Here is a 24,483-nt window from a genome sequence, read left to right as displayed (position 1 = left end):
AAGTTAAATTATCCTAAACTTTGGAAACTACTCTTGTTTTATAAGTTTCCCTTGCTTAATTTTGCGCAAAAATTAATAAACCCTAAGTGAAAGAAGCAATTCAAAAAACAGCTAATGATCTCTTTTTAAAACTTGGCTTTAAAAGTGTAACGATGGATGATATTGCCGAAGAAATGGGCATATCAAAAAAAACCATCTATGCACATTACGGCACCAAATCTAAGCTTATTGAGGCAAGTGTTTGGCATTTAATGGAAGAGTTAAATACAGGCATAGCAAATTTACGTGCCAAAAATTTAAACCCTATTGTAGAAAATTTTGAGGTGAAAGTATATGTACGACGTATGCTTAAAAATGAAAAAACATCACCTCAATTTCAACTTAAAAAATATTATCCCGAGATCTACAACAAGGTTAGTAACAAAAAGTTTGAAATCGCACAGTGTTCTATTATAGAAAACCTGGAACGCGGTATTAAAACAGGGCATTACCGTTCTAACATTCCAATTTCTTTTGTAAGCAGACTTTATTTTGCGGGACTGTTAGGTGTTAAAGACAAAAGCTTATTTCCAGAAGAAGATTATAGCAATAATAAACTCATGGATTATTTATTAGAATATCACTTGAGGGCAATTTGTACCCCAAAAGGAATAAAACTTTTAGAAGAACTATTAATAAAGAATAAAGAAAAAAATGAAATTTAGATACCTGTTAATTTTACTGATTTCTATAAGCAGTATAGCCCAGGATGCGCCTCAGAATTATAGTTTCTCTATGGAAGAAGCTATTAAATTTGGACTGGAGAACAATTATTCTTCGGTAAATGCACAAAAAGATATTGAAATTGCGCTCAAGCAAAAATGGGAAATTATTGCCCAGGGATTACCACAAATAAGTGCTTCGGCAGATTATCAGAATTACCTTAAACAACCGGTTACTTTACTTCCTGCAGAAATTACCGGCGGTGAACCAGGCACCTTTACCCCGGTTACTTTTGGAACGGAACAAAATATGAATGCCACAGCTACCTGGAATCAATTAATTTTTGACGGTTCTTATATAGTAGGTATCCAATCGGCTAGAACTTTGCTTCAAATTTCTGAGAATGCAAAGACAAAAACCAATCTGGAAATTAAGAAAGCAGTTATTAATGCCTACGGGAATGTGTTACTCGCGGAAGAAAACGTAGCTATTCTTCAGAAAAACGTGGAAAACGTTCAGAAGAACTACAATGAAACCAACGAGATCTATAAAAACGGACTTGCAGAACAAGAAGATGTAGAACAGCTTGAAATAACCTTGCTTAACTTAAAAAATAACTTAAGCCGAAGCAAACGTATGCGCAACATCGCTTACGAAATGTTTAATCTAACGCTGGGAATTCCTGTAGAAATACCAGTGAGTTTAACCGAAGAATTAGACAACCTGGCAATGGAATATTTTGACCTGGAACTCTTACAAAAAGAAATCCCGGTAGAAGAAAATATAGATTATCGCATTGCAGCTAATACGGCAGAATCTCGTGAAATTGAAGTAAAACTGGAAAAATCTAAAGCACTCCCCTCCTTAACCGGATTTCTAAATTATGGCGTGCAGGGCTTCAGCCAGGAATTCACCTTTCTTAATGAAGATCAGGAATATTTTGGACAATCTATTTTAGGCGTAAGCTTAAACATTCCCATTTTTAGTAGCGGTATGAGAAGCTCCAGAACTCAACAAAAACAAATTGCCTATGAGCAGGCAATGGTAGAACTGGAACAAACCGAAAATGAAGTAAAACGCCAAATAAATTCGGCTAAAAGCGATTATGAATTTAGCCTTGAGAATTATCAAAATCAAAAGAAAAACCTTGAACTCTCAGAAAGGATAGAAAACAAAAATCAAATAAAGTTTTTTGAAGGAATTGCCAGCAGTTTTGAGCTAAGCGAAGCCCAACGCCAACTTTACCAGGCTCAACAAGATTTTTTACAATCTATGCTGGAGGTAATAACTGCTAAAGTAGAATTAGAAAACCTGTTGGACACCAGAAAATATAACAATGAAGATTAAATACACCCATCAAATAACAACAATGAAAAAGTTAGCTGTTTTATTAACTATTCCGCTATTATTGCTTTCGTGTGGAAATAATGAGGAAGGAAAATCTATAGAAGAACTTATAGAAAGCGAAAACCTTGAAGAAATTAGAGCCAAAAAGACAGAATTAAGCAAAGAGCAAAGTGACCTTACTCAAAAGCTGGATAAGCTGGATCAGGCAATAAATAGATTAGACAAAACCAGGCGTTTAGACCTGGTAATGACTCAAGAGATAAGTGACACCCTATTTAAGCATTATGCCGAGGTACAGGGAGATATAGCCACAGATGAAAACATCGTGGTTTACGCTGAATTCTCTGGAATTCTTCAGGACTTGCGCGTAAAAGAAGGAGATCAGGTTAATAAAGGACAGCTGCTAGCTAAAATTGATGACGGCGGACTTTCGAGCGAATTGGCTCAATTAGAAACTCAGGCTACCCTGGCTAAAACTACTTTTGAACGCCAAAAGCGTTTATGGGAACAAAATATTGGTTCTGAGATGCAATATTTAGAAGCCAAAACCAATTACGAGGCAATGCAGAATTCGGTAAACAGGTTAAAATCTCAATTAGACAAAACCATTATAAGAGCGCCTTTTAGCGGAATTATAGATGAAGTTCTTACCGAAGAAGGTGAAGTAGTAAACCCTGGGCAAAGTCAATTATTTCGTTTAGTGAGCCTTAAAAATATGTATGTAGAAGCTGACGTACCAGAAGGCTATTTAAACAAAATAAGCAAGGGCACAGAAGTACTTGTGGAAATTAGCTCTTTAGACCGTGAATTTGAAGGAGAAGTAAAAAGAGTTGGAAATACCATTAACCCTAACAACCGTTCTTTTAGCATCCAGGTTGCCGTTCCTAACGAAAACGGAATGCTAAAACCTAACCAAATTGCTACCCTTAAACTCAATGATTATACAGCAGAAAACGCGGTAATTATTCCAGAGAATGCTTTGCTTAAAAATGCGCAGGGCGAAAGTGTAGTGTTTATTCTTCAGGAAAAAGAAAATGGAGAAGACAATATAGGTATTGCTAAAAGGCAAATAGTAAAAACAGGTTATACCTACAATAACAAAATAGAAATAACCAGCGGGCTGGAAACCGGAAAAACACTGATCGTAGAAGGTGCTAAAAACCTTAGAGATGGTCAGGAAGTTAAAATAAGAAATTAAGCTACAATGAATTTAGATAAAGAATTTAAGCTTTCGTCCTGGGCCATTAATAATAAAATGACGGTATATGTAATTATCGCCATTATCATGATTGGTGGACTCATGTCTTACTACAATATGCCAAGGGAAACTTTTCCTGAGGTTGTAGAGACAAAGATTTACGTAAGCTCTATAAACCCCGGAAACTCGGCCGAAGATGTTGAGAAATTCATCACCGAACCTCTGGAGGAAGAATTTAACGATGTTGCCGGTGTAAAAGAAATTTCTTCTTCCACATTTCAGGATTATTCGCTGGTAATTGTAGAGTTTGAAGAAGATGTTGAAATTGAAAGTGCCAAGATAAAAGTAAAAGACAAGGTAGATATGGTAAAAGCCGAAACTACCTGGCCTACTTTAGATAACGGTGCCAAGGTAGAACCTAATGTATTCGACCTTAATATTTCAGAAGAAATGCCTATTCTAAACATTAACCTCACGGGAGATTATACCGTTCAGCAATTAAAGGAATATGCCGAATATCTTCAGGAACGCATTGAGCTGCTTCCGCAGATAAAAGAAGCGAGTATTCGTGGTGCTGAAGAAATGGAGGTTGAGATCGCGGTAGATATCTATAAGATGACAGCCTCAAAGGTTAGTTTCTCAGATATTGTAAACGCGGTTAGTGCTGAAAACAGAACAATTTCTGGTGGAAATGTGATTACCAGCGGGGTTCAGAAAAACATAAGAATTGTTGGGGAAATTGAAGATCCTAAAGAACTTCAAAACGTTGTGGTGAAAACCGATGGCGGTAATATCTTCCTTAAAGACATTGCTGATATCAATTTCAGGGAAAAAGATGCTACTACTTTTGCTCGGGAATATGGGAAACCGGTAGTGATGCTGGACGTAAAAAAACGTGCCGGTAAGAATATGATCGAAGCTGTAGACCAGATTAAAGAAATTGTAAAAAAAGAACAGGAAGAATATCTTCCTGAAAGCCTGGGAGTAAGCATTACCAACGATCTTTCTACCAACACTAAAAGCCAGGTAGACGATTTGGTGAACAACATCATTTTTGGGGTAATCCTGGTTGTTTTGGTCTTAATGTTCTTCCTTGGGTTTAGAAACGCGTTGTTTGTAGGTATTGCTATTCCTCTATCTATGTTTCTTTCTTACATTATCCTGTCCAGTATGGGATACACCCTAAACACTATGGTGCTTTTTGCCCTGGTAATGGGTCTTGGAATGCTTGTAGATAACGGAATTGTAGTGGTAGAGAACGTCTATACATTAATGGACGAAGGGATGCCTAGAAAACAGGCAGCCAAGCAAGGTCTAGGCGAAATTGCATGGCCAATTATAGCCTCAACAGCAACTACTTTAGCAGCATTTTTTCCACTGGGACTCTGGCCGGGAATTATAGGAAGTTTTATGGTTATTTTCCCTATTACACTTTCTATAGTTTTAGGTTCTTCTCTTTTTGTAGCCTTGATCGTCAACTCGATGCTTACTTCCCAGTTTATGAAAACAGAAGAAGGCGAATTCACTAAGAAAAAACTTATTAGAGTAAGTTCTATTCTTGGAGGTTTTGGGGCATTATTGCTAATTATAGGATTTGTAATTGACGCCGGTGCACTTAGAGCCTTCGGAAATATATTACTCCTCGCGGCTATCTTGCTTTGGGCCTATAAATATTTTATTTCAAAAGGTGTAGATTACTTTCAATATACCGCCCTTAAATGGATGGAAAATATATACGAAAAAACACTTAAGTTTTCGCTACGCGGAAAAAAAGCCTATTTAGTTTTCTTCGGAACTTTACTCTTACTATTCCTTTCTTTTGTATTAATTGGACTGGTACAACCAAAAGTCTTGTTCTTCCCTGAAAACGAACCTAACCAGGTAATCACCTATATTGAATATCCACAAGGTACCGATATTCATAAAACCAACGAGCTTACTAAAAAAGTTGAGCAGCGCATCTTTGAAGCTATAGAGCAATATGAAGATGAAGACGGCTTTAACTTTATGGTAGAGTCGGCTATTTCACAGGTTGGAGAAGGCGCTGGGAACCCTCAGACCGATGGGGGACAACAAAATGAAATGCCACACAAAGCCAAGGTTACACTCTCTATGCGCGAGTTCACCGAAAGGCGAGGCGTGAGCAGTAGTGAAGTTTTATCTGAAGTTAGGGAAGCAGTACAGGGGTTCCCGGGTGCTTCAATTGTTGTTGAAAAAGATGCTGCCGGCCCACCCACAGGTTATCCAATAAATATGGAACTAAAAGGTGAGGATTACGAGCAGATGCTACAGGAAGCCGAAGATCTGCGAACTTATATTAATGACCTTAGTATAGCCGGGATTGAAGAGCTTAAAATAGATGTAAACAAATCTAAACCCGAATTAAGCGTAGAAGTAGACCGAAGAAAAGCAGGGCAACTTGGAGTTTCTACCTCACAGGTAGGTCAAACTTTGCGTAGAGCGATCTACGGGGAAGAAGTTTCTACCTATAAAGACGGTGACGATGATTACGAAATAAACGTGAGATTTGCCGATGAATATCGCTATAATGAAAATGTACTATTCAATCAGCCGGTCACTTTCAAAGACCAGAACACAGGCGAAATAATTCAGGTGCCAATTTCATCTTTGGTAACTACAGAATCTTCCTCTTCTTTTAGTTCCATTAAAAGAAAAGATCTAAAAAGGGTAATTACCCTCTACTCTAACGTGCTTCAGGATTACAATGGTAATGAGATTGTAGGCCAGTTAAAAACAGCACTAAGAAGTTACGATCTTCCAAAGGATATTACTTTAGAATTTACTGGGGAACAGGAAGAACAGGAAGAAAATATGGCTTTTCTATTAAAAGCTTTATTAATCGCTATGGGCGGTATCTTGCTTATTCTTGTTGCACAATTTAATTCCCTGTCAAAACCAATTATCATTGTAATGGCAGTAGTATTGAGTTTGGTGGGAGTTTTCCTTGGCTTGATCATCTTCCAGATGGATTTCATTATTATTATGACGATGATGGGGATAATTTCTCTGGCTGGAATTGTGGTAAATAACGCCATCGTTCTGGTTGATTACACCCAGATCCTTATAGATCGTAAAAAACGGGAATTCAATATAGATGACGAAGAATTGCTTACCCGTGAACAGTATTTTGATTGTATTGTTAGGGGTGGGAAATCCAGGTTAAGACCAGTATTACTTACGGCAATTACTACAGTACTGGGTTTAATTCCACTAGCGGTAGGATTGAATATAGATTTCTTTAGTTTGTTTATAGACTACGATCCAAAAATATTTATTGGCGGTGACAACGTTGTCTTCTGGGGGCCATTGGCCTGGACTGTGATCTTCGGGCTGGTGTTTGCTACCTTCCTTACGCTGGTTGTAGTACCGGTGATGTTTTACCTGGTTAATAGAGCCAAGGTAAAAACCGCCGACAAACGCAAAGAGCGAAAACAAAGAAAACTGGAAGCGAAAGCTTAATTTTTAAAACCCGAAGTGCTACTTCGGGTTTTTTTATGAATTTTCACAAACTAAAAGAATCAAAAATCTACCGCTAAAAGAATCCTGCTTTGAAAGAAAAATAACTCCATTTGGCTTTTTACAGAAATACCCCTATTTCATTTTCCGTTTAATTGAATTAGCTTAATAGATTAAACATTTTATAATAAGCCTTATTAAACACAAGTGGAAATCATGAAATTACAACATCAGTTTATCGCATTAAAAAAAATTTCCTTTTTACTAATATTCTTCTTTACCTGCGGAATTTTTGCACAGGAAACCTATGAAAATTCAATTTCATTCTCAAAAAGTGATTCAAATTTGGAGTGGGGTCCCTGCCCCCATTTTATGCCAGAAGGTTGTTATATTGCAGTACTCCACGGCAATCCAGCCGAAAAGAATGCCGACATTTTTTTTAAAGTTCCAGCGAACTCTTTTATCCCGGCACACACCCATAACTCGGCAGAAAGAATGGTCCTTATCTCTGGTGAATTAGTAGTGACTTATGAAGGTGAGCAATCTCAAACTTTAAAAGAAGGCACTTATGCCTACGGCCCGGCCGGTAAGCCACATTCTGCCAAATGCGGAGATTCTCCCTGCGTTCTTTTTATCGCTTTTGAAGAACCAATAGATGTGATGCCAGTAGAGGAAGATTAAAACACTGTAATCTTAAAACAAAAAAGCCACCTTTTTCAGACAGCCTTATAGTTTTATGTTAGAAATATAGCTATTATTTTTCGGCTAAAGCACTATCTATTTTCCAGGTATTTACCTCAGCAATTTGGTTACTATCATAATCTACTTCAGTAAGTTTATCTAAACTCCAGAAGAACCATTTTCCGGTTTTTTCCCCTTCAGTGTAATTAGCCATGCTTTGCTTTTTTCCTTCAGCATCATAAGCTATCCAATCGCCGTGTAATACTCCATTTTTATAAGTTCCCTGCTGCCTAACTGTTCCATCTTCATAATAAAAAGTTCCTTTTATAAGGTCTCCTTCTTTTTCAAATTTTGGTTCCGGGCTTTCCTGTGCCATAGCAGCTGCACTAATAGTAAAAACGGCAGCCATCAATATGTTTTTTATCCTCTTCATAACTTTTTTATTTAATCCTGTCTTTACGAATATAGCTAAAACTTTACCTTAAAACAACAATCGCATAACATTAAATTAACATTGAAAACAAATGCAACTGTATACCAGTAACTTACATATCATCTATTTAATAAAAACAGGAATATTGAAGGTTATTTTCTAAGACTATTATATCGGGAAACCCAATTGAACTTCTTACTTTTGCGCTACTTAAAATTTTAGGAATATTATGTATAGAAGTCATACCTGCGGGGAATTGAATGCAACTTCAATTGGTAAGGAAGTAAAACTTTCTGGCTGGGTTCAAAAAATAAGGGATAAAGGCTTTATGGTTTGGGTAGATTTACGCGATCGCTACGGCATTACCCAGCTTATTTTTGATGAAGAACGTTCTTCAACAGAACTTATGGAGAAAGCTCAAAAACTAGGTCGGGAATTTGTTATTCAGGTTAGCGGAAAAGTGATTGAGCGTGAATCTAAAAACACAAATATTCCAACCGGTGAAATTGAAGTTTTAGTTGATGAAGTTAATATCCTCAACACTTCCCTTACGCCTCCTTTTACTATTGAAGATGAAACCGATGGTGGCGAAGATCTTAGAATGAAATATCGTTACCTTGATATTAGACGAAATCCGGTAAAAAACAAGCTGAAATTTCGCCATAAAGTAGGAATGGAAGTTAGAAATTACCTTTCTAACCAGGATTTTATTGAAGTGGAAACTCCATATTTAATAAAATCTACTCCTGAAGGTGCTCGTGATTTTGTAGTCCCAAGCCGAATGAACGAAGGGCAGTTTTACGCCCTCCCCCAATCACCACAAACCTTTAAGCAATTGCTAATGGTTGGCGGAATGGATAAATATTTCCAGATCGTAAAATGTTTTAGAGATGAAGATCTTAGAGCAGACAGGCAGCCGGAATTCACGCAAATTGACTGCGAAATGGCTTTTGTTGAACAAGAGGATATTCTAAACATTTTTGAAGGTTTAACCCGGCATTTATTAAAAGAAATAAATGGTGTGGAGGTAGCAGAATTCCCAAGAATGACCTATGCCGAAGCGATGAAAAAATACGGAAACGACAAACCCGATATTAGATTTGGGATGGAATTTGCCGAATTAAACGACCTGGCTAAAAATAAAGGTTTTAATGTTTTTGATCAGCAGGAATTAGTTGTTGGAATTGCGGTTCCCGGTGCGGCTTCGTTTACCAGAAAAGAAATAGACAAATTAATATCCTGGGTTAAAAGACCACAGGTTGGCGCCAACGGACTCGTTTGGGCAAAATATAATGCAGATGGAACTTTAAAATCTTCAGTAGATAAATTTTATTCAGAAGAAGATTTACAAGACTGGGCTAAAGAAACAGGAGCAAAACCCGGAGACCTTATTTTAGTTATGGCTGGAGATGCAGCCAAAACAAGAACACAACTAAGTGCGTTAAGAATGCATTTAGGTAACGAACTTGGACTTAGAAAGTCTAATGAATTTGCACCACTTTGGGTTATAGACTTTCCACTTTTAGAGTGGGATGAAGAAACCCAACGTTTTCACGCGATGCACCACCCATTTACCTCTCCTAAAAAAGAAGATTTTGCATTACTGGACTCTAAACCGGGAGAAGTTCGTGCCAATGCCTACGATCTGGTTTTAAACGGTAACGAAATTGGCGGGGGGTCTATAAGAATTCACGATAAAGAAACTCAGGCCAAAATGTTCGATTATCTTGGTTTCACCCCAGAAGAAGCTAAAGCACAATTCGGATTTTTAATGGATGCCTTCCAATATGGAGCACCACCACACGGCGGACTTGCTTTTGGCTTTGACCGTTTGGTGGCCATTCTTGGTGGCCAGGAAAGCATTAGGGATTTTATTGCCTTCCCAAAAAACAATAATGGTAGAGATGTGATGATAGATGCACCGGCAAAACTTGATGAAGCCCAACTAAAAGAACTTCACCTGCAAGTAAACACTCAGGTAGAAAGCTAAAATGACATTTATGGAAAATGATTTTTCAGTTCTAAATCTGCTTCCGGAGCATTTAAATATTGAATAAAATTATTATTGATAAAAAAATCCCGGTTTCACATCGGGATTTTTTTATCTTCATTTAAATATTTTTTGAGTGGGGACTAAAGCTACAAAACTGCTAATACGCTTTTCCAAATGGAGCAATAGGCATTTAAGTCATCAACAATTTTTGATGATATTAAGCGCCATTATTGGCTTTACTGCTGGCTTGGGTGCGGTAGTGATTAAAAACCTTACTCACTTTATGCAGCGATTGCTGGAAGGCAATCTTATTGTAAACTATCATCACGCATTTTATTTTATTTTTCCATTAATTGGCTTAAGTCTTACCCTATTTATTATAAAAGTGGTTCTTAGGAAAAAGATTGGTCATGGCATTCCTTCTACACTATATGCTATTTCACGCCGAAAAGGAATTATGCGCTCCTTCCAAATGTACGCCTCAATTATTACCGCACCTCTAACGGTTGGATTTGGAGGTTCTGTTGGATTGGAAGGCCCCACGGTGGCTACCGGTGCTTCCCTGGGCTCAAATATTTCCCGTTTTTTTAAGATGAATCAAAGCTCCCGCACCTTATTAATAGGATGTGCGGCTGCAGGAGCTATGTCTTCCATCTTTAAAGCGCCTATTGCAGCCATTATTTTTGCTATTGAAGTATTTAGCCTGGATCTTACTCTAATCTCCATGGTCCCCTTGCTTATAGCTTCGGTTTCAGCGATACTCACCTCTTATTTTTTCTTTGGCTCTGAGATTATCCTTCCTTTTGATCTTCAGGATAATTTTACAATTTCCGAAGTGCCTTTTTACATAATCCTGGGCGTTCTTGCCGCCGGTTGTTCTATGTACTTCACCCATATTTATTTTAAAATAGGTGATGCTTTTAAAAAGATAGATTCCCTTTTTTATAGATTATTACTGGGAGGTCTCGGCCTTGGGGTTCTCATTTATTTAATTCCTCCCCTCTATGGTGAGGGCTATAATGTGATAAACAACCTCCTTGCAGAGGATTACATTAACGCCCTGGGTACAAATTTTTTTAACGAGTATCTTGATAATATATGGATTGTAATTATCCTGCTCGCAGGGCTTGTAATCTTTAAAATTTTTGCTACCTCGCTAACTTTTGGCGCAGGTGGTGTTGGCGGTATTTTTGCCCCGGTATTATTTATGGGAAGCGCCATGGGACATTGTTTTGCATTAATTGTAAATAACCTGGGGATTCTAAGAAATCCAATTTCAGTAAGTAGCTTTACCATGGTAGGCATGGCCGGTTTAATGGCCGGGGTTTTGCATGCACCCCTCACCGCAATTTTCCTTATCGCAGAACTTACCGGCGGCTACGAACTTTTTGTTCCGTTGATGATTACTGCTGCGATATCGTTTATGATCACCAACCAATTTCAACCGCATTCTGTATATACTATGGAGCTCGCAAAGCGTGGAGATTTATTAACACACAATAAAGACCAGGCGGTTTTAACCCTAATGAATATTCAACAGATTATAGAAAAAAACTTTATCACCCTTAATATTGATATGAATCTTGGCGACGTTATTCATAAAGGGGTTATAAAATCTTCCCGAAATCTTTTTCCCGTTATAGATGAAGATCGTAACTTTTTAGGAATTATACTTTTAGATGATATAAGGCCAATAATGTTTGACCAAAAAATGTATGACGAGGTTAAGGTAAGCGATGTCATGCAAAGGGCTCCCACAGTTATTGATCTTAGAAAGGACCGACCCAAAGATACGATGCGAAAATTTCAGGAAACAAATGCCTGGAATTTACCGGTTGTTGAAGATGGAAAGTACGTTGGGTTTATTTCAAAATCTAAACTACTCACCGCTTACCGTCAAAAATTAATAGAAGTAACTGTTTAATGCTATGAATACTGTTTTAAAGATCTTAGGAATATTAATACTAATTGCCATTGGAGTGGGGTTTTATTACCGCACTTTTGAGAATGTTTTGCTAGGAGACCAGATAATTGGCCTTGCTGTTTTGGCAAGCGCATTTATTTTAATGCCTATTTTCCTCTACGTGAGATGGAAAGGAAAACGTCTCCAAGACTACACTCTCACTAAAGAAAACATGGATAGGATGAAAGATAAAGGCATCGATTAAGTGCTTGTTTTAGAATACTTTCAAAAGAAAATTGATATTATTGCATTGTCTTCAATAATATTGTACTAACTTTGTCCTTTATTAATTATTTATTTTATTATTACAATGGAAGGTACAGTTAAATTTTTCAATGAGTCTAAAGGATACGGATTCATTACCAACGACGAAACAGGAAGAGACATCTTCGTACACATTACTGGTTTAGATGGCGAAAGCTTGAACGAAGGTGATAAAGTTGAGTACGTTGAAGTAGAAGGAAGAAAAGGAGTTAACGCTGCTGAAGTACGCGTTATAGAATAATATATTATCCTATTTCAAGAACTTGAAAGCCGCTTTTATAGCGGCTTTTTTTATGCCTTATAATTACTGATTCATTCCTTGAGCTGGAGTATATCCGTAGTACTTTTTAAAAGTATGTATAAAATGCGGAACGCTTCTATAGCCTAAAATTCCGGCCATTTCACTTACAGTATGTTTCCCCACTAAACTTTTTGCTTTCTGCATACGCAGCTCAATAATGAAACTTCTTATTGTTTTTCCAAAAATTCTTTTAAAGTCTCTCTTTAATTGAAGTTCGTTTAAAAGCACTATCCTGGACAGCTCTTTAATAGTAGGCGGATTACAAAAATTTTCCAATAAATAAGCATGGGCGGTCTTTATCTTCTCCAACTGTGCCTCACTTAAACCCGCACCCATTGCTTTCGCCGCATCCTCCTGGCATAGATGTAAAGAAAGAAATAGTTCTTTAAGCCTTAAATCTAAATAGTATTTCTTAAAATCCTTCTTCCAATCTCCTCGTGTTACTTCGTCTAAAATATGATATAGACTATAATCTATAGGTAACTTACAGGCTCCCCATTTTAACGGATCTCCATTAATAATATGCTTATAAAAAGTAGTATCGGTTATCCAGGCTTCCTCCTTCAGTAACTGTAAGTAATAAGTTTTGGAAAGAAAGATCGCCTGGTAATGGGTAGGTTTATTTGCAGGCATTTTAATAGTAGTGATAGTATCACAGTCATAACAACAATTAATTCGCCCCATTCCTATTAGTTTATTCTTTTTGGAAGAAATTAAATATGAATCTCCTTTTCCTAAATAGGATATTTGAATATAGTCTCCCTGAATTCTAAAGATATCTGTCAAATCTTTATCATTCTCAAAGTGTGTGTCTACAATAAATATTCCCCTAGCATATTGAATTTTAATTTTTGCTTTAAACCAGGAAAGTGAATGCCTGGTCACCTCCTCCTGGACTATATTCGATTCACTTTCGCCTGAAAGATCTAGAGAAAACAGTGTTTTATCAACTTCTTTTAATTTAGACTCAATATACATAATACGTTTTCCGTAATTATTATTCCCAAAACAGAAACTGCCTTATTAGCTCAATATATAAATTTGCCGCAAGTTATTTAAAATTAGTTTAAATAAGAATAATAAAATATAATTGTGGTTCCAAAATTTACGATAGGCTTTATTTTACTGTTGCTTTCAGCCAGTATTTCTACTATATATCCTCAGCAAAAGGAAGCTATAAACTTTGATATTTCTGGAAAAATTGAAGATCAAAATGGTGAAGCAGTAAAAGGCGCAAGTATTACAGCCTCAAATCTCAATCAGAGTAATAGCACTCAATCAGATTCTGAAGGAAAATATCAAATAAAGAATTTACAGCGCGGAGTTTTTTTACTGGAAATTCGTAAAGGTGACTTCATAGCACATCATCAAATAGCGGTAAATCCAGAAAATCTACGCCATAATATTATTATAAATACCTCTGGAAACCAATTAGGTGAGGTACACCTAAGAGCAGATTCTTTCAAAACCAAAATGGAAAAAAAGGGTTTTGCCCTTAATGTTGTAGAAACCGGGGAGGCAAGTATTAGAAATATTCAGACAAACGAATTACTAAACACTACGGTTGGAGTAAAAATTCGGCAAAATGGGGGTTTGGGCTCTCGTGCAGAATACAGTTTGAATGGCTTATCTGGCAGTGCCGTACAGATTTTTATAGATGGAATTCCGATTTCCATCTTTGGTTCGTCTTACAACTTAAATAGTATTCCGCCATCAATGATCGAGCGAATTGAAGTTTACAAAGGCGTTGTTCCAGGTCATTTGGCCGACGATGCACTGGGCGGGGCCATCAATATTGTACTTAATAAACGGTCTGGTAAAAATATTAACGCGTCTGTTTCTTATGGCTCATTCAATACTTTTCAAACCAATGTTAATGGATTATGCAGGTTTGATAATTCCGGTTTTACCGTAAAAGCCTCTGCTTTTCATAACTATTCTGATAATGATTATGAAGTTTCGGGCCGAAGCGTGGTAGTAACCGGTTTAGGCGGACAACAAATCCCAATTACTGCAAGACGTTTCAACGATGCCTACAGGTCTACCGGAGGTACGGTGCAGGTAGGATATACCGATGTAAAATGGACCGACCGGTTTTTTGTAGGTTTTACAGGTTCTGATGATTACAAAGAAGTACAGCACGGCTCATTCATGACTATAATGCCATACGAAGAAAGATTTCTTGAATCTGACGCTTCGCTGGCTAACTTAACTTATCAAAAAGAAAATTTATTTACGCCAGGTTTAGATCTAAATGTTACCGGCTACTACGGAAAACGAAATCGCCAGGTGAATGATACGGTACCCTGGGCTTATAGCTGGAACGGCGAAAGAGCGATAGATTTTAGAGGCAACGAATACAAATATACCTGGGGCTCACAGCAAGAAGGCGGACCAACGCTTGCAAAAATTAACCGTAACGTGGCCTCCGTTAGAACTGGTGTTGCCTACGCTATTAGCGATAACCACACAATTTTGGCGAACCACGTTTATAGCGGAATTGATAGAGAAGATAGCGATGAACTACAATCTGTACTAGAAAATACCTTTTTAGGAACAAGAGATTTACACAAAAACATACTTTCGCTAACCTATGAATTAAATGCTTTTAATGACAGGTTAAAAACCAATTTATTCGGGAAATATTATCAACAGAAAAGCATAAGTGTAGATCCTGAAATTCAAAGAAACCCAGATGGAAGCAGGGAAATTGTTGATGATGTTGTAAGCAGTAACAAAAAATATGAAGGCTATGGTTTTGCGGCTTCTTACGAGCTTAGCCCCACTATTACCCTATTGGCTTCGGCCGAAAAAGCAGTGCGACTGCCAAACGAAACCGAAATATTTGGTAACGATGGGGATAATGTTGTGGCCAACGCAAGCATAAATCCCGAGCAAAGTAACAATTATAATTTAGGGGTAAAACTAGGCACCTTTAACTTTAAGAAGCATCAATTTAATGCTTCAACAAACTTTTTTACAAGAAATATTAAAGATAGAATTGGATTACCTATAGAGACTTCCTTAAATGTAGATGAAGAATTAATTGTGTATGTAAATCAGGGTAGCGGTACTTCAAAAGGTATAGACGCACAGTTGGGTTATACCTATAATAATAATTTCGGACTTAATTTTAATATATCCCGATTCGATTTAAAAATTGAAAACCGAGGCGTAGAAATAGACGTGCCCAACACTCCATTTTTTACCATGAATGGAAACTTACGCTATTCAATTAAAAATTTAATTCAGAAAAACTCCCGGCTAAATCTATTTTACACGATATACTTTACTGATGAATTTTCATATCTGGTTCCGCAGGGATCCAATACTGCAGGAGACGATTTCTTTAAAGTACCTCAGCAATTAGCGCAAGATATTGGCCTTAGTTACACCTTCCCAAATCAAGATTTTGTAATGAGCTTTGATGTGAAAAACATTTTTAACAAGCCTGTTTACGACAATTTATCGGTGCAAAAACCGGGAAGGGCCTTCTATTTAAAATTAAATTATTCAATCAATAAATTTTAACCAATTATAAAAGATAATAGTATGAAACGTGATTTTTTCAGCATTAAAACTTTAGCAACAATAGCAATGGCAACAGGCTTATTGGCTTCTTGTAGTAGCGATGACTCTCCTATAGATCCAGGCCAGGAACCAGGTAAAAATGAAGACGGTAGATGGATTACCGTTGCCGCAGCCAGAATGGGAGAAAACCCTGGAGATGGTAATGGAGGTACATTAATCTACTCTATAAGCAGTGAAGACGCTAAAGACCCAAACGTATCTATAGAACCTTTTGATAACGGATTTATAGTACCTTCTAACAGAACTGCAAGGTTGCAATCTTCTGAAGACGGCAACACCATATTTAATATCAGCTATGCAGGCGACACCGGAGGAAACTACACAAAATATAATGTAAACGGTGGGCAGGATTTTGAACAAACCGGAAGTGAAATTAGTATTGCTCCTTATGTAGGTTCTGCCCCAAGATGGATTAAATTATTTGACGGAGACCAAACAGGAGCTGCTGTTTATGTGAATACCGAGAACCAGTTTGATAATAACGAAACCCCAAATGATACTTCAGACGATACTTATATTCGCACCGAAGCTACTATGGGGATTGTCACCTTAGATTTACAGAATTCGGCAATAAAAGAATTTCAAGAATCGAGACTTCCGCTAAGCGAAGAACTGGAAGCACAAGGGTATTATATTGGTAGAATTGATATGCCAACCTTAAATACTGCCGGCGACAAACTATACATTGGCGCCCGTATAAGTAAAGTAGACCCGGAAACCGGAGAAACAGATAGAAATGCTGAAATTTTAAATTCTAAAACTATTGTTTTGGATTACCCTTCTTTAGAAAACCCAACTATCATTACATCTGAAGTTGGAAAGGGAAATACCAACGGTTACCGAAGTATTAATGCTTTTGAAGTGAACGGAAGTGTATACCAGGCAAACCAGGGAGATCCCAACGGTTCTCACATCTTAAAAATAGATGCCGATAACCAATACGATGATTCATACGTGTTTAATTTAGATGAAGCCTTAGGTGTGGAAGACGCTTATATTCTTGCCTGGAGACCTACCGTAAGCGGAAAAGCGGTTGTAGCTTATCGTCACGCAGGTTCTGCTGAAGGTGTAGCTGGAGCACAAGGATATTTTGCTCTTATAGATTTAGAAGCAAAAACTGCACGAAAAATAAACGAAATCCCATATTCTGAAGATTTCTACTTATTCCAATACCAGGGATTTGTAGTTGAAGGGGATGAAGTTTATGTAACAGAAGCGCCTGTAGGAGAAAACGGAAATATTTATGTGATAGATACACAAACCGGAGAGGTAACTAAAGGAGCCGAGCTGGTAAATGTAGAAGGAAGCCACTTTATAGGAGTTTTTTAAGCACCTAAAAAATATTTGAATTTGCCAAAAAGGGCTGACCGGAAATTCTTTTTTTCCGGTTAGCCTTGTTTTAAGTTTTATACCAGAAAAAATGAAAAAGAAGAAGCAAAAAAAGAAAAAATATACGTTTATAAAATTACTGAACGACTTACATTTATGGTTAGGTCTGGGCAGCGGAATTATCTTATTCCTGGTTTACCTTAGCGGAACTATTCTAACTTTTCAAACCGAAATAAAATCTCTTTTTACTGAAGAAATAAAAGTAAGCCCCGAGCAAGGCGAATTGATAGCGATTGAAAACTTACAACAAAATCTTGTAAAAGAAGGAACGGTTACCGGGCTTACGTTACCTAAAAATCCCAATAAAGCTTATGAATTTAAGGTAAGAATCTCGCCAGACGATAGACGTGGCACTACTTTTTATGTAAATCAATATACCGGTGATTATCAACAACTAGGTGAAAATCCTGCAGATGAATTTTTCTTTACCATGTTTAGAATGCACCGTTGGCTGTTATTTGATTCGGCTATTGGCAGACCTATTGTAGGAATTTCCACGATCATCTTTCTCTTCTTATCTATAAGCGGAGTCGTACTCTGGTTTCCGAAGAAAAAAATAAAATGGAAAACCTTAAAACCGGGCTTTAAAATTAAATGGTCGGCTAACTGGAAAAGGATTAATCACGATCTACACAACACCCTTGGTTTTTATTCCTGTTTATTATTAATTGTAATGACCCTAACCGGATTATTCTGGTCTTTTGATTGGTATAAAGACCTGGGCAGTCAGGTTCTGGGAACCCAGGTCTTTGGTGGTCGCGACGGACCTAAAATTGCTTCAGAAGCTAATTCAGGTTCTAAAATCCTGAAGCTTGCAGAAATCATTAATATCTCCAATCAAAACCTGGATTATCCCGGGGAGACTTCAATTTCATTTCCGCAGGACGAAAATGGTATTTTTTCAATTCGTAAATATGAAGCTGGCAATTGGTCGCCCAATACTTACGATATGTTGGTGATAGACCGCGATGGGAAAGTATTGAAGAAAGAACTCTTTTCAGAAAAACCGGTAAATGTTCAGGTAGCTTCATTAATAAAACCAATTCATACCGGTGAAATTTTCGGGACTTTTTCAAAGATCCTTTATTTCCTGGCCTGCTTAATCGCAACCAGTTTACCAATTACCGGAACCATAATCTGGCTCAATAAAATGAAGAAAAAGAAAAAATAACCACCCGCCAGCAAGCTAACGAGTCTATATCAAGTCTCGATTATCGAGTTATTTCGCGGTTTTCAGTTGTTCAGAAACTCCGGCCAGCATTTCCTTAACCAGGCTTTGCATATCAAAATCATGTTTCCATTGCCAATCTTTTCTAGCCTGCGAATCATCTATGCTGGAAGGCCAGGAATCAGCTATTTTTTGTCTAAAATCTGGTTCGTAGGAGATCTTGAAGTCAGGAATTTCTTTCTGAAGAGCCTCGGCAAGAACCTTTGGCGTAAAACTCAATGCAGACAAATTATACGAAGACCGCACTTTTATTTTTTCTGAAGGTGCTTCCATAATGTCTACCGTAGCTTTTATGGCATCATCCATATACATCATAGGTAAACCGGTATCTTCAGCTAGAAATGAAGTATAGGCTTTATTTTTTAGGGCTTCGTGAAAAATCTCAATCGCATAATCTGTAGTACCACCACCTGGAAGGGTTTTGTAACTTATAATTCCCGGGTAACGCATACTCCTTACATCTACTCCATATTTATCGTGAAAATATTCACACCATCTTTCCCCGGTTTGTTTACTAATTCCGTAAACGGTAGAAGGTTCCATAATGGTTATTTGCGGTGTATCATTTTTTGGAGTAGTTGGACCAAAAACTGCAATACTTGAAGGCCAAAATACTTTTTCAATCTTTTTATCCTTAGCAAAATTTAGAATATGAAAAAGTGAATCCATATTCAGGTTCCAGGCTTTCATTGGGGCTTTTTCTGCCGTAGCACTTAACATCGCAGCCATTAGGTATACTTCGCTAACATTATATTGATCTATTAAAGATTCAATTCTTGGAGCATCAGTAGCATCGGCTATTTCGAAAGGACCAGAGCTCATAAGCTCCTCGTTTCCTTCTCTTATATCACTTGCAACTACCTGATCATTTCCGTGGAGTTCGCGCAATTTCAGCGTTAGCTCGGTTCCAATTTGTCCGCAAGCACCAATGATTAAAATTTTTCCGGCCATATTATTAAATTTTCCGCAAATATATTTATTTACGCAGAGGTATTCGTAACGAAACTCTCGAAACCTTTCCCTTTATTAGAAATCTTTTATCCCTTTAGCTTTCACGGCAGGAATTTTATGAAAACTGAAGTATTTTAGATTAACTTTGTGTTTATATGAAAAAACTGATTTTTATATCATTTATTTTCCTCTGGTCTTGTGGTGAAAAGTCATCAAACAAAGACATTTCCAGTACTCAACTAGATTCAATAGCCTTACAACAGCCTATAAAGAGTACAAATCAGGAAGTAGTTTTACTTCCTGAAGCCAGGGAACAAGCCATCCAATGGTTATCTTATATTGCTGCACAAAATGAAGTTGACCAATTGAAAAATTACAACCTACGGCAAACTATAGAAAGTTCTAAGCCTATTTCCCAGGTAATGGAATCGCTTGTTTCCAGCATTCCAGATTCCCTGAATTCTAATGCAGTGAGAGCCCGCGCCAATGTTTTGGCCACCAAAGCAAAAGTTCTAGAGCAACTGTCTCACCGCCGGCAACTAGATGCCGATGCAATTACCGAGGTTGCCGGGCAAATTCCTGTTGAATTCAATAATTTTAAGATTCAGCTCAATGAACTCTTCCTGAAAACGCTGGAAGATTTTGAAGAGGAACTGGATGAGTTTAAAGCTGAAAGAGATACTATTTCTACAGCTACCGATTCTATTTCTGTACAGTAAGTTTTTACTCTCCAATACTCAAGTGTATAAAAATTTGGTATCTTGAATGATATTCTAAATTATCAGGATGAAAAAAATCACAGTCTTCGTTTTCTTACTTTTCAGCATAACACTTTCTGCACAGGAAAAATCCAATATAGATAAAGTATTATCACAATGGCACAAAGCCGCAGCAGAAGCTAATTTCGATGAGTACTTTGATTTAATGACCAAAGACGGTGTTTTCATAGGCACCGATGCTACCGAAAACTGGCAAAATAAAGATTTCAGAGCATTCTCCAAACCCTATTTTGATCGCGGAAAAGCCTGGAATTTTAAAACTCTTGAGCGAAAAATTTATACGGAAGAAAATAGTGAAATCGCCTGGTTTGATGAATTACTGGCAACCCAAATGGGAATTTGTCGCGGCTCTGGGGTGCTTCAAAAAACCAATGATGGTTGGAAAATTGCCCACTATGTACTCTCCATTACAATTCCAAATGAGCAAGTGGAAGCAACAACAAAGCTTAAAAAAGAATTTGACCAGAAGCTTATTGATTCTCTTAATAAATAATAACCTTATTATTTCCAGTATAAATCTATCAATGGTTTTCTCATTGGAAAAACCCTGAGAAGCCCAACAAACTACGCTTTAGATAATTTCCGACTAAACAATCATCTTTTTAGTACTTTAGCAGGAAAATTCATAATAATTTAAACCACACATGAAAAGAATAACCAAAGCAATGTTCCTATCGGTTTTAGGAGCTGCTACCCTAAGCAGTTGTCAGGATAACGAAAAAGAACAAAATAAAAAGGAAGAAGTTCACGGTATTAACCTGGCCTATATGGATACTACCGTAGCGCCACAGGACGACTTTTTTAAGTATGTAAACGGGAAATGGGTAGATTCTACCGAAATCCCCTCAGACCAAACTACCTGGGGAAGTTTTATGGAGCTTCGCGAACGTACAGATGATGACGCGATGGCTATCCTGGAAAAAGCTTCTAAAAACGATCAATTAGATCCTTCCAGTGACCAGGCCAAAGCGGTTTACCTTTATAATACAATAATGGATACCCTTGCCAGAAATAAAAAAGGCGTAGAACCGGTAAAACCATATTTGGCAAAAGTAGACGCCATAAGTAACAAAGAAGATCTACAGGAATTTCTTATCGAAATGCAACAATACGGTGGTGCCGGATTTTTCTCTTTCGGGGTAAGTTCAGATGCTAAAAACAGTAATATGAACGCGGCTTACATTTATCCTTCAGGATTAGGTTTGCCTGATCGTGATTACTACGTTGCCGATGATGCAGATTCTAAAGAAAAAAGAGAAAAATATAAGCAGCATATCAACAGAATGCTTCAATATATAGACTATTCAAAAGAAGAAGCAACTGAGGCTGCAGCACGAATTTTAGCTTTTGAAACCAGCCTTGCAGAACCTAGACTGGATAAAGTAGAACGCCGAGATGCCCGTAAAACTTACAACCCAAAAACAGTTACTGAACTTCAAAATATGGTTCCAGCTTTTGAGTGGAATACTTATTTTGAAGAAATTGGAGCAAAAAATTTAGATACTATTATAGTTTCTCAGCCTGAATATATGAAATCATTTCAGGAGATAATTGCTAAAAATTCTGTTGAAGACTGGAAAGACTATTTAAAATGGAGCATCTTTAATGATGCTACAGGAACACTTTCTACAGAAATTGAAACGGCAAACTGGGAATTCTACAGCAAAACACTAAGAGGAGCACAAGAACAACGCCCTCGTGACGAGCGTGCTTTACAAACTGTAAACAGAACTCTTGGAGAAGCTTTAGGCAAACTGTATGTAGACGAACATTTCCCGGCTGAAGCCAAAGAGAAAGCTCAGGAAATGATTGCAAACCTGGTTAAAGCTTATGAAAACAGGATTGATAACCTAAGCTGGATGGGCGAAGAAACCAAGAAAAAAGCTAAGGAAAAACTAGGGACTACAACTATTAAAGTTGGTTATCCTGATGAATGGAAAGATTATAGCGATCTTGATATTGTAAAAGTTGAAGACGGTGGTTCATACTTTCAAAATATGATGAACTCCAGCAAATGGAGAGTTGCCGACAATATGGGAGACCTCGGCCAGCCGGTAGACAAAAGTGAATGGTTTATGCCACCACAAACGGTAAATGCCTATTATAACCCAAGTTATAACGAAATTGTATTTCCTGCAGCTATTCTACAGCCACCATTTTACGATTATAAAGCTGATGCCGCTGTAAACTACGGTGGAATTGGAGCTGTAATTGGGCACGAAATCTCTCACGGATTTGATGATAGTGGTTCTCGTTTTGATGCTGAAGGAAACCTAAATAACTGGTGGACAGACGAAGATCTAAAGCAATTTGAAACACTAGGTAAAGACCTTGCAGATCAATATAGCAATATTGAAGTACTGGATAGTGTTTACATAAACGGTCAATTCACTTTAGGTGAGAATATTGGAGACCTTGGCGGAGTTAATGCTGCTTACGATGGTTTACAAATTCACCTGGAAGAAAACGGAGATCCCGGAAAGATTGACGGTTATACACCAGAACAACGTTTCTTCCTTTCCTGGGCAACCGTTTGGAGAACAAAAATGCGTGATGAAGCTTTGAAGAACAAGATCAAAACAGATCCTCATTCTCCTGGAATGTACAGAGCTTATGTACCGCTACAAAATATAGATGCTTTTTATACTGCTTTTGATATTGAAGAAGGAGATAAAATGTATGTAGCACCAGAAGATCGAGTTAAGATCTGGTAATTAAATTTCTTCGGAAAGTTTAATAAAAATAAAGACCTCAGAGTCCCAATTTATTTTTGGGGTTTTGAGGTTTTTCTTTTCCAAAAAGTAGACCTCACAGGTTTTGGAAACCTCGTGAGGTCTTTTTGTTGTATTAAAAAGGCCTTTCTTCGTCATTCTGAATTCATTTCAGAATCTAAGATGTTGATGATATTCAAATCATATTTGAAGCTGAAACAAGTTCAGCTGGACGATTTTAGAACTTTCCAGACTGCTTTTTTGCAACTAATTATAGAAACAATCCGGTTAGAATGAAGTTTGGATTCAAAATTATTACTCAAAATGCAGAAAAGCATCTTCAAGATGCTCAACCTGTATTCCGGCTTTATTTTTAATTATTGCAATAATATCAAACCGGGTCTCCAGGTCTAATTGATGATCATTTAAAAAAAAATCGGCAGCCTTTACGAGCTGCCGAATTTGTTTAGGCTTCACAAAACTTTGCGGGTCCCCAAAATCGGGTGTACTTCTTGTCTTTACTTCCACTACTACCAGAATATCATGCTTCCGGGCTAAAATGTCTATTTCCGCTTTGTTATAAACATAATTTTTAGCCAGAATTTCATAACCCTTTTTTAAAAGGTGTTCTAAAGCAAGGCGTTCACCCAATTCCCCCAAAGCATTATGCTGAGCCATAAGTGAATTTAAGGTTATATCAACATTTTTAAACCGGGGGATTTCCTGTAAAAAACACCTAATTAACCAGCATAATGCTGGTTACTTTTAAGTCCATATCTTTTATTTCTTCTTCACTCACTTCAATAATTCGATCTTTATAAAATTTATTATCTACCTCATTTTCTGGAGCAAGAAACACTCTTAAGTTAGAGTTTTCTAACTTCCCATCATTCCACATTACTGCTCCGCCATAATCCCAGCCAAACCCGTAAAAAGAGATTTTCTCTCCATTAAGTTCATTTAAAGCTTCATAAGAAGTTCCTATTTCAATTCCCTTTGCAGATTTCCATTTTCCCTTTTCTGAAAATCGAATATCAAAGATTTCCTTGCGTTCATTACTTTTCCAGGTAATATGCAACTCATCTGGAGTTTCTGGGTACATTACGGTATAGGCTCTTTCTACCGTGCCTTCCTCAAACATTCCGCTATCTTCATAAAAATTGGCTTCCGGATAATCATTCATTAAATCATCCGCATTATAATTTGTAAGATTTTCAACTACAAATTTATCTTTTGAACTTGTATTCTTATTACTACTTCCGCAGGCTACGAGGCTAAGTATTGCAATTATTAGGCTTATTCTTTTCATCTCTTTAAATTTTTAATCCCAAAATGGGCAGTTATTACAGGTTTATAATTTTCATCCCTTATTTTTATAATTTTAGCGTCCAGCATCATGCTGGTTACATTGGTTAAATATTAGAAATAGATTTTAAGGCTAAAATCAGAAACATTTGTCGCAGTCACCCTGTGTT

General features: G+C 37.2%; 21 protein-coding genes. 15 read left to right on the top strand and 6 right to left on the bottom strand.

Features of this window, described 5'->3' with window-relative positions:
* Window positions 1-86 precede the first annotated feature (86 nt).
* The 5 genes from B5X51_RS07960 to B5X51_RS07940 all read left to right on the top strand — a co-directional run bounded on the left by B5X51_RS07960 (window position 87) and on the right by B5X51_RS07940 (window position 7,405).
* The gene (locus B5X51_RS07960) at window positions 87-704 is read left to right on the top strand and encodes a TetR/AcrR family transcriptional regulator (protein ID WP_079720616.1); all 618 of its coding nucleotides are present in this window, start codon (window positions 87-89) and stop codon (window positions 702-704) included.
* Window positions 694-2,049, top strand: coding sequence for a TolC family protein (locus B5X51_RS07955; protein WP_079720615.1), 1,356 nt, complete (start codon window positions 694-696; stop codon window positions 2,047-2,049). The genes B5X51_RS07960 and B5X51_RS07955 overlap by 11 nt, the downstream gene beginning before the upstream one ends.
* A gap of 22 nt (window positions 2,050-2,071) precedes the next feature.
* Window positions 2,072-3,247, top strand: a complete 1,176-nt coding sequence (locus B5X51_RS07950; protein WP_079720761.1) for an efflux RND transporter periplasmic adaptor subunit — start codon at window positions 2,072-2,074, stop codon at window positions 3,245-3,247.
* A 6-nt stretch (window positions 3,248-3,253) separates the two neighbouring features.
* The gene (locus B5X51_RS07945) at window positions 3,254-6,727 is read left to right on the top strand and encodes an efflux RND transporter permease subunit (protein ID WP_079720614.1); all 3,474 of its coding nucleotides are present in this window, start codon (window positions 3,254-3,256) and stop codon (window positions 6,725-6,727) included.
* Between the two features lie 213 nt (window positions 6,728-6,940).
* Complete coding sequence (locus B5X51_RS07940) at window positions 6,941-7,405, top strand: cupin domain-containing protein (protein WP_079720613.1); 465 nt, start codon at window positions 6,941-6,943, stop codon at window positions 7,403-7,405.
* A 73-nt stretch (window positions 7,406-7,478) separates the two neighbouring features.
* Here the strand turns inward: B5X51_RS07940 and B5X51_RS07935 are convergent, their stop codons facing one another.
* Window positions 7,479-7,838, bottom strand: a complete 360-nt coding sequence (locus B5X51_RS07935; protein WP_079720612.1) for a toxin-antitoxin system YwqK family antitoxin — start codon at window positions 7,836-7,838, stop codon at window positions 7,479-7,481.
* Window positions 7,839-8,067: 229 nt separating this feature from the next.
* Here B5X51_RS07935 and aspS point away from each other — a divergent pair, with 229 nt between their 5' ends.
* The 4 genes from aspS to B5X51_RS07915 all read left to right on the top strand — a co-directional run bounded on the left by aspS (window position 8,068) and on the right by B5X51_RS07915 (window position 12,299).
* Window positions 8,068-9,828, top strand: a complete 1,761-nt coding sequence (aspS, locus tag B5X51_RS07930; protein WP_079720611.1) for an aspartate--tRNA ligase — start codon at window positions 8,068-8,070, stop codon at window positions 9,826-9,828.
* 214 nt (window positions 9,829-10,042) lie between these two features.
* Window positions 10,043-11,755 carry a chloride channel protein gene (locus B5X51_RS07925; RefSeq protein ID WP_079720610.1) on the top strand — a complete coding sequence of 571 codons (1,713 nt, stop codon included), beginning with the start codon at window positions 10,043-10,045 and terminating at the stop codon, window positions 11,753-11,755.
* A gap of 4 nt (window positions 11,756-11,759) precedes the next feature.
* Entirely contained in the window at window positions 11,760-11,999 is a 240-nt protein-coding gene (locus B5X51_RS07920; protein ID WP_079720609.1) for a hypothetical protein, read from the top strand.
* 105 nt (window positions 12,000-12,104) lie between these two features.
* Window positions 12,105-12,299 (top strand): cold-shock protein, encoded by a 195-nt coding sequence (locus tag B5X51_RS07915; protein ID WP_037318850.1) that lies wholly within the window; start codon window positions 12,105-12,107, stop codon window positions 12,297-12,299.
* A gap of 63 nt (window positions 12,300-12,362) precedes the next feature.
* Here B5X51_RS07915 and B5X51_RS07910 read toward each other — a convergent pair whose 3' ends face one another.
* Window positions 12,363-13,337: a helix-turn-helix transcriptional regulator gene (locus tag B5X51_RS07910; RefSeq protein ID WP_079720608.1), complete on the bottom strand. Its 975-nt coding sequence runs from the start codon at window positions 13,335-13,337 to the stop codon at window positions 12,363-12,365.
* 114 nt (window positions 13,338-13,451) lie between these two features.
* On the opposite strand from B5X51_RS07910, the gene B5X51_RS07905 reads away from it, so the two are divergent.
* The 3 genes from B5X51_RS07905 (at window position 13,452) to B5X51_RS07895 (ending at window position 18,510) form a co-directional block, all read left to right on the top strand.
* Window positions 13,452-15,890 (top strand): TonB-dependent receptor, encoded by a 2,439-nt coding sequence (locus B5X51_RS07905; RefSeq protein ID WP_245828716.1) that lies wholly within the window; start codon window positions 13,452-13,454, stop codon window positions 15,888-15,890.
* A gap of 21 nt (window positions 15,891-15,911) precedes the next feature.
* Window positions 15,912-17,279 carry a hypothetical protein gene (locus B5X51_RS07900; RefSeq protein WP_079720607.1) on the top strand — a complete coding sequence of 456 codons (1,368 nt, stop codon included), beginning with the start codon at window positions 15,912-15,914 and terminating at the stop codon, window positions 17,277-17,279.
* A gap of 91 nt (window positions 17,280-17,370) precedes the next feature.
* Window positions 17,371-18,510, top strand: coding sequence for a PepSY-associated TM helix domain-containing protein (locus B5X51_RS07895; protein ID WP_079720606.1), 1,140 nt, complete (start codon window positions 17,371-17,373; stop codon window positions 18,508-18,510).
* Between the two features lie 48 nt (window positions 18,511-18,558).
* On the opposite strand, the gene B5X51_RS07890 is transcribed toward B5X51_RS07895, so the two are convergent.
* Window positions 18,559-19,518: an NAD-dependent epimerase/dehydratase family protein gene (locus B5X51_RS07890; RefSeq protein ID WP_079720605.1), complete on the bottom strand. Its 960-nt coding sequence runs from the start codon at window positions 19,516-19,518 to the stop codon at window positions 18,559-18,561.
* A 155-nt stretch (window positions 19,519-19,673) separates the two neighbouring features.
* On the opposite strand from B5X51_RS07890, the gene B5X51_RS07885 reads away from it, so the two are divergent.
* The 3 genes from B5X51_RS07885 to B5X51_RS07875 all read left to right on the top strand — a co-directional run bounded on the left by B5X51_RS07885 (window position 19,674) and on the right by B5X51_RS07875 (window position 23,011).
* Window positions 19,674-20,237, top strand: a complete 564-nt coding sequence (locus tag B5X51_RS07885) for a hypothetical protein (protein ID WP_079720604.1) — start codon at window positions 19,674-19,676, stop codon at window positions 20,235-20,237.
* A 67-nt stretch (window positions 20,238-20,304) separates the two neighbouring features.
* Window positions 20,305-20,790 carry a nuclear transport factor 2 family protein gene (locus B5X51_RS07880; protein WP_079720603.1) on the top strand — a complete coding sequence of 162 codons (486 nt, stop codon included), beginning with the start codon at window positions 20,305-20,307 and terminating at the stop codon, window positions 20,788-20,790.
* A gap of 151 nt (window positions 20,791-20,941) precedes the next feature.
* Window positions 20,942-23,011 carry a M13 family metallopeptidase gene (locus B5X51_RS07875; protein ID WP_079720602.1) on the top strand — a complete coding sequence of 690 codons (2,070 nt, stop codon included), beginning with the start codon at window positions 20,942-20,944 and terminating at the stop codon, window positions 23,009-23,011.
* Here the strand turns inward: B5X51_RS07875 and B5X51_RS15900 are convergent, their stop codons facing one another.
* The 3 genes from B5X51_RS15900 to B5X51_RS07865 form a co-directional block, all read right to left on the bottom strand.
* Complete coding sequence (locus B5X51_RS15900) at window positions 23,012-23,167, bottom strand: hypothetical protein (protein WP_176132739.1); 156 nt, start codon at window positions 23,165-23,167, stop codon at window positions 23,012-23,014. It lies immediately after the preceding gene.
* 156 nt (window positions 23,168-23,323) lie between these two features.
* Window positions 23,324-23,686, bottom strand: a complete 363-nt coding sequence (locus B5X51_RS07870; protein ID WP_079720601.1) for a YraN family protein — start codon at window positions 23,684-23,686, stop codon at window positions 23,324-23,326.
* Between the two features lie 58 nt (window positions 23,687-23,744).
* Window positions 23,745-24,317: a hypothetical protein gene (locus B5X51_RS07865; RefSeq protein ID WP_079720600.1), complete on the bottom strand. Its 573-nt coding sequence runs from the start codon at window positions 24,315-24,317 to the stop codon at window positions 23,745-23,747.
* Window positions 24,318-24,483: the final 166 nt, after the last annotated feature.

Source organism: Salegentibacter holothuriorum, from assembly GCF_900168045.1.
GTDB classification, from domain to species: Bacteria; Bacteroidota; Bacteroidia; order Flavobacteriales; family Flavobacteriaceae; genus Salegentibacter; species Salegentibacter holothuriorum.
This window is presented reverse-complemented; position numbering and strand designations above follow the sequence as displayed.